Genomic DNA, 18,050 nt, shown 5'->3' with positions numbered 1-18,050 from the left:
GGACGGCCGCCGGGTGGTCAGTTGTCGTGGAAGCTGAGTTTTTCGAAGAGCCAGACCAGGAGGAGGGCGACCAGGCCGAAGGTCAGGAAGAAGGCCAGGCCGGCGGCGGAGGCCAGGCCCGCGTTGAAGCTCTTGAAGCAGTACTCCCAGAGCAGGTAGTAGGCGTTGGTCGTCGCGTCGTCGGGGCCGCCCTGGGTGAGCGCGTCGATCAGCGGGAAGGTCAGCTGGCCGGAGAGCAGCACGGTCATGAGGGTCAGCAGGACCAGGGTCGGTGACAGCAGCGGCAGGATGATCCAGCGGGTGATCTGCCGCCGGGTCGCGCCGTCGAGCTGGGCCGCCGCCGAGTACTCGTCGTTGATGTTGGCCAGGCCGGCGGTGACGACGAGGACGGCGAACCCGAGCAGGTGCCAGCCGGTGATGCCGATGATGGCGAGCTGGGCCGGGCCGCGTTCGTGCAGCCAGTTGACCGGATGGCCGATCATGCGGTCCACCAGCCCGTGCCGCGGGTCCAGCAGCCACATCCACATCGCCGCGCTGGCCACCGGCGGGACCAGCACCGGCGCGAACACCAGCGCGCGGTAGGCGACGCCGGCCCGGCCGCGGATCCGGCGGGTGAGCAGGGAGATGATCGTGGGCAGCAGGACCGAGAAGGGCAGCAGGCACAGGATCGTCGCCACCGTCAGCCAGAGCGAGTGCCTGAGCTCGGGGAGCTGGACGACCTGCTGGTAGTTGTCCAGCCCGACCGGGATCTTCGGCCTGCTCGGCAGCAGGTTCCACCGGTAGAAGGAGAGCTGGACGGCCTCGACCAGGGGGCGGTAGGTCCACACGAGCAGGCAGGCCAGCCCCGGGGCGAGGTAGAGGAAGGGCGGCAGCGCCCGCAGCGCCCGGCGCGCCAGCGGTGGCCGGGCCGCCTCGACCGCCACGTGCTCGGCGGGGGCCACGAGGGGCGCGAGCTCTACGAACACGCTGCCCGCCCCTGCTCTGTCAGCCGCCCGTCGCCGGTGGCGGCCTGGTCGATGTGTCGTGCCATGTCGCTCTCGTCGTTGTCGAAGAGGATGTCCGCGGGGGCGAGCGTCACGACGCTGGCCACCACGGTGTGGGGGTAGATGTCGATGCGGCTGCAGGCCGCCGTGCGCAGCGCGCGGGCCCGGCCCGCGGGCGAGAGCAGGTCCGCGCCGAACGCGGTGGCCGGCGACACCCAGACCGGGATGCCGGCGAGCAGGCCGCAGCTGGCGTGATGGGCGTGGCCGCACAGAATGATCCGCACGTCGCTGCCCGCCACGGCCCGCGCGAGCCGGTCGGTCTCACGCAGCGTCATCAGTTCGACGACGAGCATCGGCGACGGCACCGGTGGGTGGTGCAGGACGAGCACCGTCCCGTCGGGGGCCGGGCGGGCGAGCTCGTCGCGCAGCCAGGCGAGCTGGGCGTCGGTGAGGTGGCCGCTGTCGTAGCCCGGCGTGGTGCTGTCGAGCACCACGATCCGCAGGCCCGCGATCCAGTGGACGCTGTCGCACGGGATCGTCGAGAGGCTGTCGGTCGCCGGCGCGGCGCCCAGCAGCTCGCGGCGGAACGCCGTCCGCTCGTCGTGGTTGCCCATCGCGTAGATGACCGGGGCGCCCAGGTGGCGCGCGAGCGGTTCGACCACCGCCCGCAGCCGCCGGTAGGCGGCGGGGGAGCCGCTGTCGGCGAGATCTCCGGTCAGTACCAGGCCCGCCACCGCGGTCCCGGAGCCCGCGACCGCGCGGGCCGCGGACTCCAGGTTCGCGTGTGTGTCCACCCCGCCGTGCGGCAGCTCCCCGTCGTCGACGAGGTGGACGTCGCTGAGCTGGATCAGGGTGTACCGCGGCACCCGGGCCGGCGGTGCCGCCGGCACCGGTGGCACCGGCAGCGCGGACGTCACCGATGTCACCGATGGCACGGTCGGCACCGACGGCACGGTGTCAGCCCTTCGGGAGGAGCTTGGTCGCCTGCTCCTGCGCCGCGGTCAGCGTCGAGAGCGGGTCGGCACCGCTGTAGACCACCTTCTCGACGGCCGCGAGCATGCCGTCCCTGATCTGGACGTAGTTGTCACCGGGGAACGACGCCGTCGGGTACAGCCGGGCGAGCTGGTCGATGTTCGGCTTGATCAGCGGGTTCTTGGCCGCCCAGTCCTTCAGCGCGCCCGGGTCGTCGAGCAGGCCCGTGCGCAGCGGCAGGTAGCCGATCCTGCTGGTGATCTGCGTGTACGCCTCGTCGCTGGTCAGGAACTTGATGAGCTCCCAGGCCGCCCGCTGCCGGGCCGGGTCCTTGGCGAACATCAGCAGGGCCGCCCCGGAGTTGGTCGGCTGCACCTTCTTGCCGTCGAAGCTCGGCTCGTAGCCGGCCCGCAGCTCCCACGGCGGGTTCGCGGTGGTGGCGCCCTTGCGGAAGACCGCCTCGGCGGCGCTGCTCTCCAGGATCATGCCTACCTCACCGCGGGCGAACGCGGGGTAGGCCTGCTCCTGGGAGAGCTTGGGGCTGGCGCCGGAGCTGACCAGGTCCTGGGCCACCCGGACGGCCTCGACCGCGGGGGCGTCGGCGAAGGTGAGCCGGGTCTGGTCGTCGGAGATCACGGTTCCGCCGTTGGAGGCGACCAGGGACTGATAGCACCAGTCACTGCTCTTCTTGGTCAGGCAGTCGATGTAGGCGCCGTCCTTGCCGGTCCTGCTCTTGATGGCCAGTGCGGCCGTCTTCACCTCCGCCCAGGTGGCCGGCGGCTTGTTCGGGTCGAGACCGGCCTGGGTGAACAGGCTCGCGTTGTAGTACAGGATCGGCGTGGAGAACACGAACGGCACGGCGAAGGTCTTGCCCTCGACGTCACCGAGGGTGCGCGCGGTCGGCGCGAACGGGTGGGCGCCGCCGAAGTTCGCCTGCACGGCGTCGCGGCCGACGACGTCGTCGAGCGGGGTGGCGCCCAGGCCCTTGACGGCGTACCGGATGTCGCCGAAGACCAGCTGGCCGACGTCGGGCGGGTTGCCCGCCGCGATCTGGCGCTGGATGCTGGCGGCCGAGGCCGACCCGTAGCCGCTCGCGGTCGCGGTCGCGGGCTTCTGGGCCGTCACCTTGATGTTGGGGTGGGCGGCCTGGAACCTGTTGATCAGATCGGTGAAGGTGTCCGTCCAGGCCCCTGCCTGGGACAGGTTGTAGCTCTCAAAGGTGATCGAGACCTGCTGGTCCGGCCGGAGTTCGGGAACCACGGTGCTCGGCTGGGCGGGCGTGCTCGAGCCACTGTCTCCGCAGGCGGCGGCGGTCAGTGCCAGGGTGAGCGCGGCCGCCAGCCCCCCGAGCTGGCGCAGTTTTTTCACGGGATGCTCCTTGAGCGAGAGGAACACGGCACCGGCGAGGACCGGGGCCGGGAAAGACGTCGGACGTTTCGACAGGCTCGAAAGACTCGACGGCGGGACGGTTCGGAAAGGGCGGGGACGCCGAAGGCTGGTGATCAGACGGTGGACGCGTCCAGAACCTGCCCGGGGGCGCCGGCGACGGCGGCTGCGGCGGAGTCATGGTCGTGATCGCGCTCGCGGGGGAGGCCGCCGCTGGCCGGCTGCCAGACCAGCCGGCGGCCGCTGGCCCGGTCGAACAGGTGCACCCGGTCCGCGGGGACGTCGAAGGCCACCGGTTCGCCGGGACGCAGGCCGAGCGGCCGCGGCCCCCGGGCCAGCAGCCGGGCGCCGCCCACCGCGCACTGGGCGACCTCCTCACCGCCGAGGTTCTCCACCGTCTCCACCACCCCCCGGAACACGGGGGACGCGGGCACGGGCACGGGCTGCGATGCGGGCTGCGATGCGGGCTGCGAAGCGGGGGAGCTGGACGCCGGCGGGAGCAGGACCAGGTGCTCCGGTCGGACGCCGAGGGTCACCTCGCGGGCGGGCTGGTCGCCCGCCGCCCACAGCGGCAGCTCGACGCCGGGGGCGAGCACCTGGACGCGTCCGGCCCGGCTCTCGATCCGCGCGGGGATCAGGTTCATCGCGGGTGAGCCCAGGAAGCCCGCCACGAACACCGACGCCGGCTCGTCGTAGACGTCGGTGGGGGTGCCGACCTGCTCCAGCCGGCCGGCGTTGAGCAGGGCCACCCTGGTGGCCATGGTCATGGCCTCGACCTGGTCGTGGGTGACGTAGACGATGGTCGAGCCGAGCGTGCGGTGCAGGGCCCGCAGCTGGCCGCGGGTTGCCGTGCGCAGCTTCGCGTCGAGGTTGGACAGCGGCTCGTCCATCAGGAAGGCGCCGGGGTCACGGACGAGTGCCCGCCCGACGGCGACCCGCTGCCGCTGCCCGCCGGAGAGCTCCCGCGGCCGGCGGCCGAGCAGCTCCGCGAGATCGAGCAGCTCGGCCACCTCGCGTACCTTCTGGCGTATCTCCGCCCGTGGCCGGCGACGGGACCGCAGCGGGAACCCGATGTTGCGTTCGACGGTCAGGTGGGGGTAAAGAGCGTAGCTCTGGAATACCATTGCCATGTCGCGTTCCCGGGGCGGGGCGAACGTGACGTCGCGGCCGTCCAGCAGAACCCGCCCGCCGCTCGGCTCGATCAGACCGGCGATCATCCGGAGCAGCGTCGATTTTCCGCATCCGCTCGGGCCGAGCAGGACGAGGAAGTCGCCGTGGCTGATGTCCAGGCTCACCCGGTCGATGGCGGCGACCTCGCCGAAACGCTTGGTCAGTCCTTCGACCTGGATCCGGCTCACAGCCTGGCTCTCCTTTCGTACCGGCCCGGCGGCGTGCCGGACCGGCCTGGTATTCCCGGCTCGCCGTGGGTGGGCCGGTGGGTTCGGAAGTCGGAAGTCGGATCCCCCGGTACGGGCCGTGCCCGGTGCCGGCGGCCGTCCGGAAATTTTTCCAGTGCTTCTTATCGTCCGTGGACCGCTGAATTCAACGCCGGGTCCGTGTACGGGAAGGAAACATGCTGGAAATTTGCGGTGCGTCAAGTGGTGTGAAACGCCGCGCGCACGCCCGGTGGCCAGCACTGATTGAAATCACTGATTACCCGATAGAATTCATTGATGGCTGCCGGTGCCCACTGTCATGGCGCGCGGGCGGTACCGGCGGCGGAATCCGTCCCACGCCGGCCCGGCCGGCCCGGCCAGGCTGGCCGCGTCCAGGCTGGCCGCGTCCGGCCACGTGGCTGTCGCCACACCGCTCGGCGCCGTCGCGGGCCGGGCTGGCCGGCCCGGAACGCCTGCCCCGCACCAGCGCGGCCGACAGGCCGGGCTGGTGGCCCGAAGCCGGTCGGTGGTCTGGTCGCCGATCGGCGCGGGGCTCGTCTACATCCTCACTGCCAGCGGCCGGGACCGTCAGAGGTCGAGGACAAGCTGGTCGCCGCGGGCCCGGGAGACACAGATCATCATGGCGTCCCCGTCCCGCTGCTCCTGCGGGCTCAGCACGGAGTCGCGGTGGTCGACCTCGCCCTCGACGAACCGGGTCTCGCAGTTGCCGCAGGTCCCCTCGCGGCACGAGGAGGGCATGTCCAGGCCGGTGCGTTCGAGCGCCTCGAGGATGCTGCGGCCCGCGGCCACCCGCACCCGCTGCCCGGTGCTGGCGATCAGGACGTCGAAGGCGGTGTCCGCGGCGGCGTCGCCGGCCGGTTCCCGGGGGCGGAAGCGTTCGACGTGCAGGGCGCTGGGCGGCCAGCTGCCGCAGGCGGCCTCGACCGCGCCGAGCAGGCCCTCCGGGCCGCAGCAGTAGACGGCCGTGCCCTCCTCGGGCCGGGCGAGGACGGTGCCGAGCGGCAGCAGCCCGCGCTCCCGCTCGGGGTGGACGACGACCCGGTCGCCATAGGCGGACAGCGTGGGGAGGAACGCCATGCTCGTGCGTTGCCGGCCGCCGTAGAGCAGCGTCCAGTCGGCGCCGCGCCCGGTCAGCTCGGCGATCATCGGGAGGAGCGGGGTGATCCCTATCCCACCCGCGATCAGGACGTAACGCCCGGCGTCGACCAGGGGGAAGTTGTTGCGCGGCGCCCCCACCTCCAGCGTCGACCCGGCGTGGGCCTCATCGTGCAGGTACGCCGAGCCGCCCCGGCCGGCGGCCTCGCGCAGGACCGCGACACGCCAGGTCGCGTGGTCGGCCGGATCGCCGCACAGCGAGTACTGCCGGACGCGCCCGGGCCCGGTGACGACGTCGACGTGCGCGCCGGGAGCCCACGGGGCGAGCGGCCGCCCGCCGGGATCGGCGAGGGTCAGGGAAACGACGTCGTCCGCCTCGACGGTCCTGCTGACGACGGTCAGGAACGCGGTGGCGGACGGTGCGGGTACCGCGGTCGACTGATCATAGGATGCTGGCGCGGACATGACCGACCTCCGGCGGAGTTCTGGGCGTGTCGGAATGGGCGTACGGGTTCCCGGCGTTCCGCCGGATCCGCGTTCTGGGCGGCGAATCCGGCGTTCCGGCCGCTGGCCGGCACGCCGGTCGAAACAGTGAGCTGCCCGCGACGGCGACCGGTCTGCCGGCCGGGCGGGCCACCGTTGAATTCTATCGGCAGGGCCGCCCGTGACGCAGGGCCCGGCCACATCTTCGCAAGCGTTTTCCCGACTGGCCGGAGAAGTCGCCGACAGGAGGAAAATCCACTTGGGCGATTGGATTTTCCAATAACCCCGGCCCGGGTTCCCGCATGCCACGGAGGCCCTTTTCGGCGGCCTCGCCAAAGGCGGCGCCATGATTTTCCGGCGCTGCCGGCAACCGTCCATGGTCATTTTTCTGAAGGCAGTGCTATGATTTTCAGCGCTGCCGGAGGCCGTTCGCGGGCATTCGGCCGAAGGTAGCGCGCTGATTTTCAGCGCTGCCGGAGGCCGTTCGCGGGCATTCGGCTGGAGGCTGATTCTGGTGGCTGGTCAGAAGGGCCCGGCCTCGTCGAGGGCGTCCAGCAGGGCGTCGACGACCTTGCTTCGCTGCGGCCGCCACACCACGTGCACGGACAGCATCGGGATCGGGTCGACGAGGGGGATGGCGACCGGCCCTCTCGTCCGGCGGGCGCGTTCGACCGAGGCGAACCCCACCAGCGGGCGGGTGGTGACCACGAGGGCGGTCGCGCCCGGGTCGTCGACCTCGGCGGCGACCCGCAGGCTGATCCGGACCCGTTCGGCCGTGGTGACGATCGTGTCGTACATCGCCGGGGACTGGGTGCGGCTGAACAGGATGCAGGCCTGGTTCTGCAGCTCGCGGAACGGCACCTGCTCCCGGCAGGCCCAGTCGTGCTGTTCCCCGACCACGGCGACCAGCGGCAGCCGCAGCACCTCCCGGGAGTGCAGGTCGCTGGTGGGCGGCAGCCCGAAGACGAAGCCGATGTCGAGCTCGCCGCCGAGCAGGCCCTTGAGCTGGGGGCCGGTGCGTCTTTCCCACAGGTGGGCGGTCAGCCCGGGGTGAGTGCTGTTCAGCCGTAACAGGGTCGGCTGCAGGATGCGCTGGCCGGCCGGGAAGTTGTAGCCGATGTTGATCGCGCCGGCGCGGCCGGCCGCGGCGTCCCGCGCCGCCTGCACGGCCCGGCTCGCCTGGTCGAGGATCCGCTTCGCCTCGGCCTGGAACGCGACGCCTGCCGGGGTCAGCCGGACCTCGTGGGAGGTGCGGGCGACCAGCTTGACGCCGACCTCACGCTCCAGGCGCTGCAGGTGCTGGCTCAGCGAGGGCTGGGCCAGGTGGAGCTTGCCCGCGGCCCGTCCGAAGTGCAGCTCGTCCGCTATCGCCAGAAAAGACACCAGGTGCCGGAACTCCATCCCGCCTCCCTCCTGTAAGCCCAGCACAGCCTACGTGCGGTGACTAACCGGCGGTGACGGGTGAGTGTTGTCCGGAAGAACTGTCGGGCCGGTCGCCACGGGCACCAGCGGACACCAGCGTGACGGCGGCACACACATGATACCCGTGCAAACAGCGTGTATACGCGTGTGTACGGCGGGGTGTATTGCGGCGGTACGTATGACGGCGATGTATATCGCGGTGATGTGCATTACAGCCGTGCATTACGGCGGTGCGTGTCGCGGCTCCGTGTATTAAGGCGCGGACGTGACGGGGGCGGATGTGACGGGGGCGGACATGACAGGGATGGATATGGCATGACGAGGGCAGCAACGCCCGGCGTGCCCGTATCTGTCCTGGAATGGCTGTTCGCATCCCGGTGGCGCGCCGTGGGGCGCGAATACGGAATGGCCTCCACACGGGGCGGCCTTCGTGCGGAGTGGCTCCCGCGTGACCGTGTCCGCGCGGGCGTCGTGGACGGCGGCTGGGAGCTGATCCACGGGCCTGGCGGCCGATCCGGGGGATGAGGCTGGCCCGGGGATGCTGGCCCGGGGGATATGGGATGACCGTATCCGGGCCGGGAGGGTGCGTGGCGTCGGCCACCGTCCCGATAGCCTCGTTGTCGTGGCAACGGTCGATCTTCCACAGGAGTCCGCTGTCGGGCTCGACGATGGCCTGACCGCCGCGGGCGTGGCCGCGCGCATCGCGGCGGGCAGCACCAACGACGTCCCGGTCCGGGCGAGCCGCTCGGTCGCCGAGATCGTCCGGGCCAACGTCCTGACCCGGTTCAACGCGATCATCGGCGCGCTCTTCGCCGTCATCGTGGTGATCGGGCCGGTCGTTCCCGACGGCCTGTTCGGGCTGATCATCGTGGTCAACACCGCGATCGGCATCGTCCAGGAGATGCGGGCCAAACGCACCCTGGAACGGCTCGCGATCATCGGCGAGGCCCGGCCCCGGGTCCGCCGGGACGGCCGGACGGTCGAGATCTCCGCCAGCGAGGTCGTGCTCGACGACGTCATCGAGCTCGGGCCCGGCGACCGGGTCGTCGTCGACGGGGTCGTGCTGGCCGCGGACGGGCTGGAGATCGACGAGTCGCTGCTCAGCGGTGAGGCCGACCCGGTGGACAAGGGCCCCGGGGATCCCGTCATGTCCGGCAGCTTCGCGGTGGCCGGGACAGGGGTGTTCCGCGCGGCCAAGGTCGGCCGGGAGGCCTATGCCGCCCGGCTGGCGGAGGAGGCCAGCCGTTTCACGCTCGTGCGTTCGGAGCTGCGCGGCGGCATCGACCGGATCCTGACGTTCGTCACCTTCCTGATCATTCCTGCCGGCGCGTTGACGATCTACAGCCAGTTCCGGCTCGACGACGCCGCCCCGGACGACGCGGTGCGCGGGATGGTGGCCGCGCTCGTCCCCATGGTTCCCGAGGGGCTCATCCTGCTCACCAGCGTCGCGTTCGCGATCGGTGTCATCCGGCTGGGACGCCGCAAGTGCCTGGTGCAGGAGCTGCCGGCCATCGAGGGGCTGGCCCGGGTCGACGTCGTGTGCGCGGACAAGACCGGCACCCTCACCGAGAACCGCATGCGGCTGACCGAGGTGCGCCTGCTGGGCGCGCCCGACAGGACGGGCCCGGCCAACGGCGCCGCCGGCGAGGCCGCCGGCGAGGCTGCCGGGGCCGGCCGGCTGGCTGGTGAGGTGCGCGAGGCGCTGCGGGCGCTGGCCGCCGCCGACCCGCGTCCCAACGCGAGCCTGGCCGCGGTCGCCGAGGCGTTCCCGAGCGGTCCGGACACCTGGGCCGCGACGGCGGCCGCGGCGTTCTCCTCCGCCCGGAAGTGGAGCGGGGCGAGCTTCGGCCGGCACGGGCACTGGGTGCTCGGCGCGCCCGACGTCCTGCTGCCGCCCGGGCACGCCGCGGTCGCCGAGGCCGACCGGCTGGCCTCCCGGGGGCTGCGGGTGCTGCTGCTCGGCCGGGCCGGCATCCCGGTGGACGCGCCGGGCGCGCCCGGCACGGTGGTCCCGCTGGCGCTGCTCGTCATCGAGCAGAAGATCCGCGACGACGCCGCCGACACCCTGCGCTACTTCGCGGCGGAGAACGTCGAACTGAAGATCATATCGGGGGACAGCGCGCTGTCCGTCGCGGCGGTCGCCAGCACGCTCGGGATCGCCGGTGCCGACCGGCCGGTGGACGCCCGGACGCTGCCCGACGACGACATCCCCGCGCTGGCCGAGCGGATGGCGACGGGGTCGATCTTCGGCCGGGTGGCGCCGGACCAGAAGCGCGCCATGGTCAGGGCCCTGCAGTCCGACGGCCACACCGTGGCCATGACCGGCGACGGGGTCAACGACGTGCTCGCGCTCAAGGACGCCGACATCGGCGTGGCCATGGGCTCGGGCAGCCCCGCGGCCCGGGCGGTCGCGCAGATCGTCCTGCTGGACAACACCTTCGCCGCTCTCCCGCACGTCGTGGCCGAGGGACGGCGGGTGATAGGCAACATCGAGCGGGTGTCCGTCCTGTTCCTGACCAAGACGGTCTACTCGGTGCTGCTGGCCATCCTGATCGGGGCGGCGCAGCTGAGGTTCCCGTTCCTGCCCCGGCACGTGACGCTCATCGGCTGGTTCACCATCGGCGTCCCGGCGTTCTTCCTGGCGCTCGCGCCCAACACCGAGCGGGCCCGGGCCGGGTTCGTGCCGCGGGTCATGCGCCGGGCGGTGCCGGCGGGTGCCGTGGTGGCGGTGGCGAGCTTCGTGACCTACCTGCTCGTCCGCTCCGGCGGCGAGGGCACGCCCGAGCAGGAGAGCACCGCCGTCGTGATCACGCTTGTCATGATCGCAACATGGGTGCTGGCAGTGGTGGCCCGGCCGTATGCCTGGTGGAAGGTCCTGCTGGTGGCTGCCATGGCCGGTGGCTTCCTGCTGTGCCTGCTGCTGCCGGTGGGGCAGCGCGTCTTCGAGTTCGACACGTCGGACGCCGGCGTCGTCGCCGTGGCGGCCACCTGCGGCGCGGCCGGCATGGCCCTGGTGGAGCTCGTCTGGCGGCTGGTGGGGCACTTCTGGCCCGTGAACGCCGAGGGCACGGCCCACGGCCGGCCGTCCAGGCCCTGAACCACCGGGCCGGGCCGGGCGTGGCTGCCCGGGCTGCCGGGCCGGGCGTGGCGGGCGTGGGTGCCCGGGCTGCCGGGCCGGGCGTGGCGGGTGGTGTGGCCGACCACGCACGTGTGGGGGTGGGAAAAGGCGTCGGTCTCCCCGCCGGGCGCCGGCCGGCGCTGGTTCGATAGGCGAAGTGATGGTGGGGGCCGTGGGGGTGCTGGCCTGTCCCGGAAGGAGCCGACGGTGGTCCTGTCCCGCCGGATCGTTGGTGGCGCAGACTGTTTCGACCCCCACGACCCCGGGCTCGTCCACGACCCGTACCCCGTCTTCGCCGAACTGCGGGCGGCCGGCCGCCCGCTGTGGAGCGAACAGCTCGGGATGTGGCTGGCCGCCAGGTACCGCGACGCCGACGCGGTGCTGCGCCATCGCGCGCTGGGCAGGATCCACCCGCCGCGACAGCCCGAGGGCCTGTGGGCGCTGTTCAACCAGCTCGAGCGCGACTCGGTCCTCGGCTGCGAGCCGCCCAAGCACACCCGGCTGCGGGGCCTGCTCGGCAAGGCGTTCGTCCGCGGCAACATCGAGCGGCTGCGCCCGCACATCGAGGAGCTGTGCGGGGGCCTCCTCGACGGGCTGGCGGAAAGGGCCCGCGACGGCGAGCCGTTCGACCTGATCACCGACTACGCCGAACCGCTGCCAGTGATGATCATAGCCGAGCTGCTCGGTATCCCGGACGGCGACCGGCACCTGCTGCGCCCCTGGTCGGCGGCCATGATGAAGATGAACGAGTACGGGCGGACGCCCGCCGCGGAGGCCGCCGCCCGCGCCGCCGCGGCCGAGTTCGACGCCTTCGTCCGGGACCTCGCGGTGCGCCGCCGGCGCGGCCCCCGGGACGATGTGATCACCCATCTGGTCCAGGCGGAGCAGGACGGTGAGCAGCTCAGCGAGGACGAGCTGGTCGCCACGGTCGTGGTGCTGCTCAACGCCGGGCACGAGGCCAGCGTCAACTGCCTCGGCAACGGGATGGTCGTCCTGCTGAACCATCCCGACCAGCAGCGGCGGCTGGCCGAGCGGCCGCTGGAGCTCGCCGCCACCGCGACCGAGGAGTTCCTGCGCTTCGACTCCCCGCTGCACCTGTTCGAACGGACCGCGATGGCGGACGTCGAGATCGGCGGGGCGGTCATCCGGGCGGGGGAGCGGATCGCCGCCCTGCTCGGCTCGGCCAACCGGGACGGCGAGATGTTCGAGCGGGCCGACGAGTTCGACATCGGCCGGGAGCCGAACCCGCACATCGCCTTCGGCGGCGGGGTCCACTTCTGCGTGGGCGCGCCGCTGGCCCGGGTGGAGGTGGCGATCGCCGTACGCTGCCTGATCGAACGCTTCCCGCGGCTGCGTCCGGCCGGCACACCGGTACGGCGTCCGGCATTCGTCCAACGCGGCTGGACCCGCGTGCCGGTGGCCGTCTGACGGCGCGGCGGTTTCCGTGAACCGTCGCGGGTGGGCGCGGCATGCGGGCAGGTGTATGCCGCGCCCGGGATCTCACGCCGGATGGCTGCCCGCGAGCCGGCTGAGGAAAGCGGTGTTGTCGTAGAAGTTCTCGACCTCGACCAGCCTGAGGTCGTCCGCGCAGCGGGCCACGGTGACACCGAAGATCTCGATGCGCTCACCGGTCGGGGGCGCCTCTTTGTACGGCCCGCTGAAGGTGCCCCAGTGCCGCCATTTGAACGCGATCACGGGCGGTGGTGAGTAGACGTCCAGCACCTCCCAGAAGAAGCCGCCGGGGAAGGCTTTGTGGAACACCTCGTGGGAGGACTCGAAGGTTTCGTTCCCCGCCGAGTAGTGGGGGTTCTCGCCGATGAGGATGTTGTAGCTGCCCTTTTCCGCGAGGTCGGCGGCGGTGGCCGCCGGGCCGCCGTTCACCTGGACCCGCAGCCGTTCGGTCACCATGCTGACCCACTGGGCTGGATCCTTCTTGTGCGAGAGCTCCATCTCGAATACCTGGACCACCTTCTCGACGATGTCCGCGAGCGAGCCCTCGGCATGCTGGCAGGTGCGTTCCCGGGGCATTGTCTCCCGGGAGTGGCGGTAGTCCGGTGGTGCCCCGTCGCGCCACCGGACGCCAGCGGAGCCGGCAATGACGGCGTCCCGGCCCTGAACATGCAGCGGCTGGTTCCCGGCGGTTCTGTCGCTCACCGCTATCCTCCTGTTCCTGCCGTCTGGCCAAGGTTTTCGGGGAGCGTTGTCCCGAAGCTTTTCCGTGTTCTTCCGGGCCACGTCGCGGCGTGGTTCCGGGCGGAAATCTCCCTGCTGGCTCGCGCTGTTGGATGGCACGGGATTCAGGGGTTCCGACAGAATACGGGAAGCGGTGTCGAGTGTATCGTCCTCCCGGTCCGGTTTCTTCCTGGGAACGCCGGACATGTTGCCGTTTCCCGCGGGTCCTTGGTACGCCGTGGCGGCAGCCGTCAGGCCCATTGCGGACGACGGTCCGGTAGCCGTTCGGGAGGTGCTCGCGCGATGCGGCGGCCGGCAGCCGTCCGCCGGCCTCCCGCGGTGGTGATCATTTATGTCCCGTGCGTCACTGGTTGCTCTCTGTATTTATATGAACGCCGAGCGCGTCGAACTCGAGAGGCGGGATCGAGTTCCACTTCGGATGAACAATTCGGACACAGCGGTAACAATGGACATCATGGAATGCTCACGGATGGCCCGCCGGTCGCCGGCGGGCCATCCGGCAGCCGAGCAGGCTTGACTGCGAGGTCGGCTGCTGCTTTTCTCAGACTGTTCGAGTCGGTGGAAGCCGGTGTGAATCCGGCACGGTCGCGCCACTGTCACCGGCGTCGCCCCCAGGGCGGCACCGGAAGTCAGACCCATCGTCGGACGAGCGTCACCGAACAAGCCCTGCCCGAGTGGAACGCGTGATTCCTGTGGAGGTTCCCGCCATGGCACACCCAGGCGTTCTGGACGCCCCTGCCGCCCCCGCGCCGCTGCCGACGATCCCGCTGAGCGAACTGGCCCCGTTCGCGCTCTTCGGGTCGCTGCTGGCGCTGGTCCTGCTCTACTTCGTCGGTGCGGAGCAGGGCGCGGTGTCGCTCGTGGCCGGCAGCAACGTCCACGAGTTCGTGCACGACGCGCGTCACCTGCTCGGCTTCCCCTGCCACTGAGCGGGGGCGCGACATGGTTCGCACGCTGCTGATCCGCGGGATGCTGGTCGGCGTGGCCGCCGCCGTCCTCGCCTTCGTCGTCGCGAAGGTCTTCGGGGAGAGCCAGGTCGGCCTCGCGATCGCGTTCGAGGCGGCGCACGAGGCGCCCGGGGCCCCCGCCGAGCCGGAGGTGGTGTCCCGCACGGTGCAGAGCACCATCGGCCTGTTCACCGGGCTGCTGGCGTTCGGGGTCGCCGTCGGCGGGCTGTTCTCCCTCGCCTACGCCGTCGCGCAGGGCCGGCTGGGAGCGCTGCGCGCCCGCACGACCGCGGGGCTGGTAGCCCTCGCCGGTTTCGCGGGGATGTACCTGCTGCCCAGCCTGAAGTACCCGGCCAACCCGCCGGCGGTCGGCAATCCGGACACGATCGCCGATCGCACCAGTCTGTACTTCGCCGCGATGCTGATCGCGCTGGCCGTGGTCGCCGGCGGTTTTGTGGCCGCCCGGCGGCTTGCCCCCCGGTTCGGCTCGTGGGACGCGGCACTGCTGGCGCTGGCCGGCGGTCTGGTCGTCATCGGCCTCGCCTACTACGCCCTGCCGGCGGCGGACGAGACACCGGAAGGCTTCCCGGCGGACGTGCTGTGGCGGTTCCGGGTCGATTCCCTGGCGATCCAGGCGACGTTGTGGGCCACCGTCGGGCTGCTCTTCGGGGCTCTGACGGAACGCGCCAACCGCCCCGCCCCGGTCCGGGCACCGGGTGCCACGCCGGTATCGACGCTGGTGGGGGAAGCTCCGACGGCCCCAGGCGGATCACCGGTCGCCACCGGGGCGTGAGTGCGGGCGGGCCGCTGCGGCTGACCCTGGTCAGCCACGCCCGGACCGCCGCCGTGCGAGCGGCGCGCTTCGGCGCCGACGACGACACCATCGACGACGCCGAAGCCCGCCGGGCCGCCGCCGCGGCCACAGCGCACACGACGCACATGCCCGAGCACACGTCCGAAATGTCACGCACCCCCTTCGGACGGGTGCTGCGCGGTGGGCGGGCCTGGTGCGACCGCTCCCTGCGCACCCGCCAGACAGCTCAGGCGCTGGGCCTGTCGGCCACGCCCGACCCGGCCCTGCGCGACCTCGACGTCGGGGCCTGGGCGGGCCGCTCGCTCGACGAGATCAGCCCCGCGGACCTGCGGCTGTGGACCGGGGATCCGGCCGCGGCGCCGCACGGCGGCGAATCCGTCGTGGACCTGCTCGACCGCGTCGCGGCCTGGCTGGCCGCCCGTGCCACCGACCCGGAGCACGTGATCGCCGTGACCCACCCGGCGGTCGTCCGGGCCGTGCTGGTCACGGCGCTGCGATCGCCACCGGAGGTGTTCTGGCGCGTCGACGTCCCACCACTGTCCGCGACCCTCCTGCACGGCCGCCTGCCAGCCACCCCCACCTCACTCGGGCACGCGGGCGGCAAAGCCGGCACGGGAAGCATGGTGTGGACCCTGCGACACGCCTGCATGCCACTGTAAGACCAGCAGTTCACGGCACAGTGCGCAAGCTGTCCTGTCTCTCCTGCGCCGAGGACCCGACCATGCTCTGTGACCGTGATGGTGGCGTGCGGCGTGCCGCGGTGGGCGCTGTCGTCGTGATGGCTGCCGTTGCCCGGAGCCTTTCAGCCGCTGGTCATGGCGGGTTGGGTGTGTGGCGCAGGTGGATGGCGATGGCGTGGGAGCGGTTTGCGGCCCCGAGCTTGCGTAGGATGGCGCGGACGTGGCTCTTGACGGTCGCGGCTGAGATGACGAGGCGTTCGCCGATCTGTTCGTTGGGCAGGCCGGCGCACATCAGGTCGGCGACCTCGCGTTCACGGCTCGTGAGGATGCCCGGTGACTCCTCGGGGGCGTCCACCGGCGGGCTGGCGGTGTCGGGCTCGTAGCGCCCGGGCGCGCGCGGCACGGTGGGGAGAAGATCGATGGCGTGGTCGGGCGGCGCGGTGTCGAGGCCCTGGCGCTGGGCGGCCCGCTGGACCAGACGCCGTTGCGTGTCGAGACGCTGCCGGTGGACCGCGCGTTCGTAGACACGCCCGAAGCCCTCGGCGAAGGCCCAGGCCACCTCGAGGTCGTCGCGGTCGACCTCGCGCGCCTCGCCCGAACGGTCGAGGTGCAGCAGGCCGATCACGGTGTCGGCCGGGGCGATCGGGGCGACCACGAACGAGCTGGTCAGCAGCCGGCGCAGCGCAGGGTGGACGCGGGGATCGCTCGCCGGACGCTCGACGAGGGCCGGGCGTCTCTCGGCCACGACCTCGGCCTCCAGCGGAAGGCGCTCGACGGGCATCGGGCCGAGCTCGTGCCACGCCGCCGTGGTGCCCGTGCCGCTGGCCGTGCCAGCCGAGACCGCCGTGCCGGCCGAGATGACCGTGCCGGCCGAGATGACCGTGCCGGCCGAACTGCTCCGGCCGGCCGGCCCGGCCCGGCCGGCCGAGCCGGTTCCGCCGGCCGGGACGGTCGTGTCGGCCGATCGCCAGGGGGACCAGACACCGTCGCTGACCCGGCTGAGCATCGCGCGCCGCACACCGCAGCTACGCAGCGCCTCGACGCAGGCGCGGTCGAGCAGATGTGCTGGATCCGCCACCGGCCGCAGGCGCTCCAGCCCGCGCCGCAGGGCCGCCCGGCGCGCGGATCTGCGGGTCAGGATGTGGCGGCTGAGGTGGCGTTCGAGCTCGAGGGCGCGCAACAGGTCGTCACGGATCTCCGGATCGACCGGGCCCGTCCGCCGGCGAAGCTCGCTCAGGGCCTGGTCGGCTGTCGCGCGCAGCTGGCGCAACACCTCGACGGGCTGGCTCCGGCCGGGCTGGCGCGGGTGCGGCGGCAGCGCGAGCCCCCATGAGCGCTGGGCACGCTGGGTGAGCCGGGCGGCCTCGGCGATGACCTGCCGTTCGCTGGGATCACGCCGTCCGCCGGCCGGGTGCGCCGACGCCGCCGGCGGTGCCGGGGACGCCGGCGGTGCCGCCGGCGCTGGCGGTGTCGAAGGTGGCGGCGGCATGGGCGTCCTTTCCGGCGGCATGTCCGGCGGCACGGCCGTCACCGGCCTCGCATGCGCAGGTAGCGGGCGGCGGCTTCGGCCCGGCTGGTCGCGCCCAGCTTGCGCAGGACGTGCGCGACGTGTGTCTTGACGGTCTGTTCGCCGAGCACGAGCTCACGGGCGATGCCGCTGTTGGTCTCCCCGGCGACGATGAGGTCGAGCACCTCGCGCTCGCGGGTGCTCAGCAGTGCGATCCGTCCTGGCGGTGGGGTGCTGTCCCGGTGATCCTCCTCCTCCTCCGGGTCGTCCTCGGGCGTGGGCGGCAGCTGGAGGCGCAGCTCGGCGTCGCTGACCGCGTCGAGGTCACGCGCGAGCGCGAGCTGGGCCGCCTGGAGGCGGGCGCGGCGGTGCTGGAGCTCCTCCGCGAAGACGGCGCGTTCGTACAGCAGCCCGACGTGTTCGGCGAAGAGCACGATGTTGTCGAGGTCGTCCTGGGTGACCGGATGGTCCTGCCCGCGGCGGTCGGCGTGCAGGAAGCCGATGACGCGGCCGCTGGGCATGAGGGGCGCGCCGACGTAGCCGCGCGCACCGGCGATCGTGACGAAGGCCTCGTGGCAGCGCGGGTCACCGGCCGCGTCGGCCACGAGGATGCCGATGCGCCGGCGCACCATCTCGGTCTCGAGCAGCATGTGCCGGAGGGGCAGCGTGGGCTCGTCCCCGAACGCGCGCCGGAACGCGTCGGTGTCCGGGTCGGCCCCCGGCGGCGGCAGGATCGGGATCCACTCGGAGTGGTGGACGCGTGAGATCATCGCCCGGGCGAACCCGCATGCCCGGGTGAGTTCGGGCGGGACGCGCTCGAGCAGTGCGGCGCTGGAGGCGCACCGGCGCAGCCGGCCGAGGGCCCGGTGGATCCCGACGCGCGCGCGGTCGCCCATCCAGAGGTTCTGTTCCTCGCACGCGCGCAGCTCGTCCGCCGTGCGTACGAGGGTTTCCAGCTCCTCAAGGCCGGCAGAGCCGGCGGGAGCTGCGGAGCCGGCAGAGCCGGCGGAGGCCACCGGGCCGGCAAGGCCGGCGGGGGCCGCAGGGCCGGGG

General features: G+C 72.4%; 14 protein-coding genes. 5 read left to right on the top strand and 9 right to left on the bottom strand.

Features of this window, described 5'->3' with window-relative positions:
• Nucleotides 1-17: 17 nt before the first annotated feature.
• The 6 genes from AC5LSR_RS17060 to AC5LSR_RS17035 all read right to left on the bottom strand — a co-directional run bounded on the left by AC5LSR_RS17060 (nt 18) and on the right by AC5LSR_RS17035 (nt 7,717).
• On the bottom strand, nt 18-965 hold the full coding sequence (locus AC5LSR_RS17060; protein WP_250285293.1) for a carbohydrate ABC transporter permease: 948 nt from the start codon (nt 963-965) through the stop codon (nt 18-20).
• The gene (locus tag AC5LSR_RS17055) at nt 956-1,909 is read right to left on the bottom strand and encodes a metallophosphoesterase (RefSeq protein ID WP_493465302.1); all 954 of its coding nucleotides are present in this window, start codon (nt 1,907-1,909) and stop codon (nt 956-958) included. Before AC5LSR_RS17055 ends, AC5LSR_RS17060 begins: the two co-directional genes overlap by 10 nt.
• A gap of 31 nt (nt 1,910-1,940) precedes the next feature.
• Nucleotides 1,941-3,323, bottom strand: a complete 1,383-nt coding sequence (locus AC5LSR_RS17050; RefSeq protein ID WP_250291696.1) for an ABC transporter substrate-binding protein — start codon at nt 3,321-3,323, stop codon at nt 1,941-1,943.
• 134 nt (nt 3,324-3,457) lie between these two features.
• Nucleotides 3,458-4,699: an ABC transporter ATP-binding protein gene (locus tag AC5LSR_RS17045; RefSeq protein ID WP_250285290.1), complete on the bottom strand. Its 1,242-nt coding sequence runs from the start codon at nt 4,697-4,699 to the stop codon at nt 3,458-3,460.
• Between the two features lie 606 nt (nt 4,700-5,305).
• Nucleotides 5,306-6,298, bottom strand: coding sequence for a PDR/VanB family oxidoreductase (locus AC5LSR_RS17040; protein ID WP_250285289.1), 993 nt, complete (start codon nt 6,296-6,298; stop codon nt 5,306-5,308).
• Nucleotides 6,299-6,838: 540 nt separating this feature from the next.
• Nucleotides 6,839-7,717 (bottom strand): LysR family transcriptional regulator, encoded by an 879-nt coding sequence (locus AC5LSR_RS17035; RefSeq protein ID WP_250285287.1) that lies wholly within the window; start codon nt 7,715-7,717, stop codon nt 6,839-6,841.
• Nucleotides 7,718-8,360: 643 nt separating this feature from the next.
• Between AC5LSR_RS17035 and AC5LSR_RS17030 the strand changes: the two genes are divergently transcribed.
• Complete coding sequence (locus AC5LSR_RS17030; RefSeq protein ID WP_493465301.1) at nt 8,361-10,835, top strand: HAD-IC family P-type ATPase; 2,475 nt, start codon at nt 8,361-8,363, stop codon at nt 10,833-10,835.
• Between the two features lie 228 nt (nt 10,836-11,063).
• Nucleotides 11,064-12,284 carry a cytochrome P450 gene (locus tag AC5LSR_RS17025; protein WP_250284666.1) on the top strand — a complete coding sequence of 407 codons (1,221 nt, stop codon included), beginning with the start codon at nt 11,064-11,066 and terminating at the stop codon, nt 12,282-12,284.
• A gap of 72 nt (nt 12,285-12,356) precedes the next feature.
• Here AC5LSR_RS17025 and AC5LSR_RS17020 read toward each other — a convergent pair whose 3' ends face one another.
• Nucleotides 12,357-13,010 (bottom strand): nuclear transport factor 2 family protein, encoded by a 654-nt coding sequence (locus AC5LSR_RS17020; protein WP_250284665.1) that lies wholly within the window; start codon nt 13,008-13,010, stop codon nt 12,357-12,359.
• Nucleotides 13,011-13,756: 746 nt separating this feature from the next.
• Here AC5LSR_RS17020 and AC5LSR_RS17015 point away from each other — a divergent pair.
• From AC5LSR_RS17015 to AC5LSR_RS17005, 3 genes are read left to right on the top strand one after another with little or no spacing between them, the layout of a single operon-like run.
• Nucleotides 13,757-13,978 (top strand): CbtB domain-containing protein, encoded by a 222-nt coding sequence (locus AC5LSR_RS17015; protein WP_250284662.1) that lies wholly within the window; start codon nt 13,757-13,759, stop codon nt 13,976-13,978.
• 13 nt (nt 13,979-13,991) lie between these two features.
• On the top strand, nt 13,992-14,789 hold the full coding sequence (locus tag AC5LSR_RS17010) for a CbtA family protein (RefSeq protein ID WP_250284660.1): 798 nt from the start codon (nt 13,992-13,994) through the stop codon (nt 14,787-14,789).
• Nucleotides 14,786-15,469, top strand: a complete 684-nt coding sequence (locus AC5LSR_RS17005; RefSeq protein ID WP_250284658.1) for a histidine phosphatase family protein — start codon at nt 14,786-14,788, stop codon at nt 15,467-15,469. Before AC5LSR_RS17010 ends, AC5LSR_RS17005 begins: the two co-directional genes overlap by 4 nt.
• A 154-nt stretch (nt 15,470-15,623) precedes the next feature.
• On the opposite strand, the gene AC5LSR_RS17000 is transcribed toward AC5LSR_RS17005, so the two are convergent.
• Entirely contained in the window at nt 15,624-16,979 is a 1,356-nt protein-coding gene (locus AC5LSR_RS17000; protein WP_250284657.1) for a helix-turn-helix transcriptional regulator, read from the bottom strand.
• Between the two features lie 38 nt (nt 16,980-17,017).
• The coding region (locus AC5LSR_RS16995) for a helix-turn-helix transcriptional regulator (RefSeq protein WP_493468676.1) at nt 17,018-18,050 on the bottom strand (1,033 nt) is incomplete at its 5' end.

It is taken from the genome of Protofrankia sp. CiP1_Cm_nod4 (assembly GCF_982290645.1).
This window is presented reverse-complemented; position numbering and strand designations above follow the sequence as displayed.